Source organism: Ramlibacter sp. (assembly GCF_028292805.1).
In the GTDB taxonomy this organism is placed as follows: Bacteria; Pseudomonadota; Gammaproteobacteria; order Burkholderiales; family Burkholderiaceae_C; genus Ramlibacter.
The window spans coordinates 1-4,856 of record NZ_JAQGLS010000257.1 but is presented as its reverse complement, the minus strand read 5'-3'; the positions used below and the strand labels follow the sequence as shown (position 1 = coordinate 4,856).

Annotated in this window: 4 protein-coding genes; 3 read left to right on the top strand and 1 reads right to left on the bottom strand. The window is 71.0% G+C overall.

All coding sequences use genetic code 11. The features are described from left to right. Positions 1–1,778: transglutaminase family protein (locus tag JWP65_RS15985; RefSeq protein ID WP_299765464.1), on the bottom strand; the 1,778-nt coding region annotated here is incomplete at its 3' end. A 162-nt stretch (positions 1,779–1,940) separates the two neighbouring features. On the opposite strand from JWP65_RS15985, the gene JWP65_RS15980 reads away from it, so the two are divergent. From JWP65_RS15980 to JWP65_RS15970, 3 genes are all read left to right on the top strand, one after another. Next, positions 1,941–3,545 carry a protein kinase gene (locus JWP65_RS15980; protein ID WP_299765462.1) on the top strand — a complete coding sequence of 535 codons (1,605 nt, stop codon included), beginning with the start codon at positions 1,941–1,943 and terminating at the stop codon, positions 3,543–3,545. Beyond that, positions 3,545–4,474 (top strand): serine/threonine-protein kinase, encoded by a 930-nt coding sequence (locus tag JWP65_RS15975; protein WP_299765460.1) that lies wholly within the window; start codon positions 3,545–3,547, stop codon positions 4,472–4,474. Before JWP65_RS15980 ends, JWP65_RS15975 begins: the two co-directional genes overlap by 1 nt. After that, a partial coding sequence (locus JWP65_RS15970) for a hypothetical protein (protein ID WP_299765458.1) occupies positions 4,471–4,856 on the top strand: 386 nt, incomplete at its 3' end. The genes JWP65_RS15975 and JWP65_RS15970, both read left to right, overlap by 4 nt.

Below are 4,856 nucleotides of genomic sequence, written 5' to 3'. Positions count from 1 at the left end.
GCGAGCTCAGGGGGCAGGCCCGCGTCGTCGGCGCCCGCGGTGGCGCCGGGCAGCTGCCGGCGCAGCGCGGTGGCGGTGGGCAGCGGCGCCCGCTGCTCGAACGGATCCTGCGCCACCTGGTAAGGCTGGTCGGCAGCGCTGGCCCAGGGAAAGGAGTCCAGCGGCAGCCGGTAGCCCATGGGCGAGTCGCCCGGCACCAGGTACAGCCGATCGTCGCGCAGGTGCCAGGGCCCGGTGCGCCACGGCGGGCCCTCCAGCTCGGGGCCGTCGTCGCGCGCCTGCAGCGGCAGTGCATAGCCGATCACCGCGTCCAGCTTCTGCGTGAAGACCCGGCGCAGCCGGGTGCGCTCGAGCTCGTCGTCCAGCCGCGAATCGAACGGATCGACGTTGACCGGCAGCTTGCGTTCGCGCCACAGGTAATAGAACACGTCTTCGTAGCCGGGCTGGATGTAGGTGTCGGTCAGCCCCAGCCGGGCCGCCAGCCGCTGGGTGAAGCGGCGGGCGTCCTCGGTGGTGTAGCGGGTCGGCTGGCGCTCGTCGGCGAACAGCGCGGGCTTGCCCCAGCACGGCTGGCCATCGGCGCGCCAGTAAATCGACAGCGCCCAGCGCGGCAGCTGTTCGCCCGGGTACCACTTGCCCTGGCCGAAGTGCAGAAAGCCGCCCTCGCCGTACTGCGCCCGCAGCTTGTGCACCAGTTCGGTGGCATAGCCGCGCTTGGTCGGGCCCAGCGCATCGGTGTTCCATTCGGCCGCATCGCGGTCGGCCACGGCGACGAAGGTCGGCTCGCCGCCCATGGTCAGGCGCACGTCACCGGCCTGCAGCTCGCGGTCGACCGCCTCGCCCAGCGCCAGCACCTGGGCCCACTGCTCCTCGGAATAAGGCCGCGTCACGCGCGGCGACTCGTGCACGCGCGTGACGCCCATGTGGTGGCTGAACTCCACCTCGGCGTCGTCCACCAGGCCTTCGATCGGCGCCGCGCCGGACGGCTGCGGCGTGCAGGCCAGCGGAATGTGGCCTTCGCCGGCCAGCAGGCCAGAGGTCGGGTCCAGCCCGATCCAGCCGGCCCCGGGCAGGTAGACCTCGCACCAGGCGTGCAGGTCGGTGAAGTCCACCTCGGTGCCGCTGGGGCCGTCCAGCGCCTTGACGTCGGGCGCCAGCTGGATCAGGTAGCCGGAGACGAACCGGGCCGCCAGCCCGAGCCGGCGCAGCAGTTGCACCAGCAGCCAGCCCGAGTCCCGGCAGGAGCCGCTGGCCAGCGCCAGCGTCTGCTCCGGCGTCTGCACGCCCGGCTCCATCCGGATCAGGTACTTGACGTCGCCCTGCACCCGCTGGTTGAGCGCAACCAGGAAGTCGATGGTGGGGCGCGGTGTGCGGTCGATCTTGTCCAGGTAGGCCTGCACCAGCGGCGTCATCGGCTCGGGCGCGAGGTAAGGCGCCAATTCCTGGGCCACCCCGGGTTCGTACTGGAACGGGAAGTTGTCGGCGCTGGGTTCCAGGAAGAAGTCGAACGGGTTGTAGACCGCCATCTCGACCACCAGGTCGACGGTGACCTTGAACTCGGTGGTGGGCTCGGGAAAGACCAGCCGCGCCTGGAAGTTGGCGAACGGGTCCTGCTGCCAGTTGACGAAGTGGTTGGCCGGCGCTACGCGCAGCGAATACGAGATGACGTTGCTGCGGCAGTGGGGCGCCGGACGCAGGCGCACCACTTGGGGGCCCAGAGTCACGGGCCGGTCGTACTTGTAGTGGGTGACGTGGTTGAGGGCGGCGTGAATGGACATAGCCGTTCATCGTAGCAATGGTCCTGCTCCCGCGGGGGCCGCGCTTTTCACCAGCCGCCGTTGTTCTGCGGCCCAGGCACTCCATGGTGGAGCCCGATGCGTGACAAAGTGGGCAGCGCTGGCCTTGTAAGCTCTTTCACCTCTACGCTATGCTGTAACTAAATGCGACAACACCCCGAAGACCGCACCAGCGACGACGCATCCATGGCGCCGCGCTCGGCCGACTTCGGTCCGAGTTCGCTGGCGCTCGACATGGCCGTCGAGCCGGGATCGGTGGTCGCGACCTTCCTGTATGCCCGGCTGCACGGCTTTTCGGCGGTCTGCCAGGCCATGGGTTCCGAGGATGCCGCCGCTTTCGTCACCGAGGTGCGGCGGATGCTGACGGACGTGGTCGCCAAGCTCGGCGGCGAGGTGGCGCAGCGGCGGCCCGACTCGATCCTGGCCGTGTTCGGCAACAAGCCGGACGAGCGCAAGCCCAACCACGCCCAGCGCGGGCTGCACGCCGCCATCCTGGCCGTGCACGAAGCGGTGCAGCTGGCGCAGGCGCTGGCTTCGCGGCCGCACTTCGCCGGCCTGCCGCCGCTGACGATCGCCGCCGGCGTCCACCTGGGGCCGGCCGAGGTCAAGCTGCGCGGCAAGGGTGGCAACGGCATGGTGCATGCCGTGGGCGAAGCGGTCGAGGTGGCGCGGATGCTGGAAGTGACCGCCACCGACCTGCACTGGAGCGTGGCCACTTCCGCCGCCACCCGGCTGGCGGCGGCCGGGCGCGCCGATGGCGGCCGCATCGGTTCGGTCTCGCTGCCCGACAACTCGTTCATCGACGTCGTCGAAGTCACCGGCCTGGTGCCGCGCAAGGGCTCCAGCACGCCGCCGCGGGTGTTCGAGATGCTGCGCGAATCGATCCAGCTCAACCAGCAGACGCGCAAGCGCGGCCATACCGGTCCGAACGCGGCCCATCCCGGGGCAGCTGGCGGCCACTTTCTGATCGAAGGCTACCGGGTGCTGCGCAAGATCGGCGAAGGCGCGATGGCCTCGATCTACCTGGCGCAGTCAGCCGAGGGCGGGCCGCCGCAGGTGCTCAAGGTGATGCGGCTGGACCATGGGGTGGAGGCCGACGGCCTGCAGCGCTTCATCCAGGAATTCGCGCTGCTGGCGCAGCTGCACCACCCGAACGTGGCGCGGATCTTCCGGCAGGACTTTTCCGTCGGTCACGCCTACATCGCAATGGAGTATTTCCCGCGCGGCGACCTGCGGGTGCGGATGCGCGACCCGGTCGATACCGACACCGCCATCGGCTACATCAAGCAGATGGCCGGCGGCCTCGGCGCCATCCACGAAGTGGGCATCGTCCACCGCGACCTGAAGCCCGACAACCTGATGCTGCGCCAGGACGGCTCGTTGGCGCTGGCCGACTTCGGCGTCGCCAAGCAGGTGTCGATGAAGATCACCGACACCGGCGACGGCGACATCGTCGGCACGCCTTACTACCTGTCGCCCGAGCAGGCCCTGGGCCAGCCGGTGGACGCCCGCTGCGACATGTATTCGCTGGGCGTGCTGGCGCACGAACTGCTGACCGGGCGCAAGCCCTACCACGCCGCCTCGGCGCAGGAGCTGCTGCACATGCACATCAACGCGCCGGTGCCGCTGCTGCCGCCCGAGCACCAGCACCTGCAGGCGGTGCTGGAAGGCCTGATGGCCAAAGACCGCCAGCAGCGCTATCCCTCGGGCCAGACCCTGCTGGACGACCTGGCCCGGATGGGGCTGTGATGCATCCCTTGTCCGCCACCCAGGCCGGCCGCGAACGCCTCGCCGACCGGCACGCCGCTGCCGCCGGCTCGCTCCCGCCGGCCCAGCTGCAAGGGCAGGTGCGGCCGGTGCTGGGCGACTTCCACCTGCTGCGCCAGCTCGGCCAGGGCCGCCGCTCGGTGGCCTGGCTGGCCCATGACATGCTGCGCGATGCGCCGGCGGTGCTCAAGGTGGCGCAGCGGCGCGGCGCCGACGGCTCGCCGTTCGCCCGCGAATTCGGGATCGGGTCGGACCTGCGTCATCCCAACGTGGTCGCGCTGCTGGAGCACGGCAGCGCCGGCGGCATGCCATACCTGGCGATGGAATACATCGGCGGCGGCGACCTGGCGCAGCGGCTGCAGCAGTCCATGGGCCAGGCCGAGGCGCTGGCCTGCCTGCGCGACGCCGCCGCCGGCCTGGCGCAGCTGCACCGGCGCGGCCTGGTGCACCGCGACGTCAAGCCGGCCAACCTGCTGCTGCGCGCAGACGGCAGCGCGGTGCTGGCCGACTTCGGGCTGGCGGTGGCGGTCGGCAGCGTCGACCCGGCAGCCCAGCCCGGCGCCATCGTCGGCACCCCGCGCTACGTCGCGCCCGAACAGCTGCAAGGCGCGCCGGCGCGGCCGGCCGCCGACATCTACAGCCTGGGCGTGGTGTTGCACCACATGCTCGCCGGCAGCCCGCCGTTTCGCGGCCAGACGCTGATGGAGGTGCTGTCGCAGCAACTGGTGGCGGTGGCGCCGCGTCTGCCCGAATCGCGTGCCGCGTTGCAGCCCCTGTGCGACGCCATGCTGGCCAAGGAGCCGCGCGAGCGGCTGCCCAATGCCGACGCAGTGCTGGCGCGCATCGCCATGCTGCAGACCGATCTGCTCCCGGTGCCCGCCGGCCCGTCCGGCAAGAGGTGGTCCTTGTGACGCTCAATGAACAATACCTGGTCGACGTGATCGGCTTCAACCCGGTGGAGCGATCGATGCTTGCCAGCATCTTCGCGCTGGCGGCCCGCCGCGACCCCGGGTTCGTGCAGTACGACCCCAACATCACGGTCGGCGGCACCGCCGACATTTACCTGGTGGACGCCGACAACCCGGAAGCGGTCAACGAGTTCCGCGCCCTGAGCAAGCGGGCCAACCTGCCGGCCGTGATGGTCGGGGCGGCGCCGCCGGATCTGGGCTTTCCGGTGCTGGCGCGCCCGCTGCAATGGGCCCGCCTGCTGCAGGCGCTGGAGGACACCGTGGCGGGGGCCAGCGGCTCGGCCGGCCAGGCCGACGCGCCGGGCGAGGGCACGCTGCCGCTGGC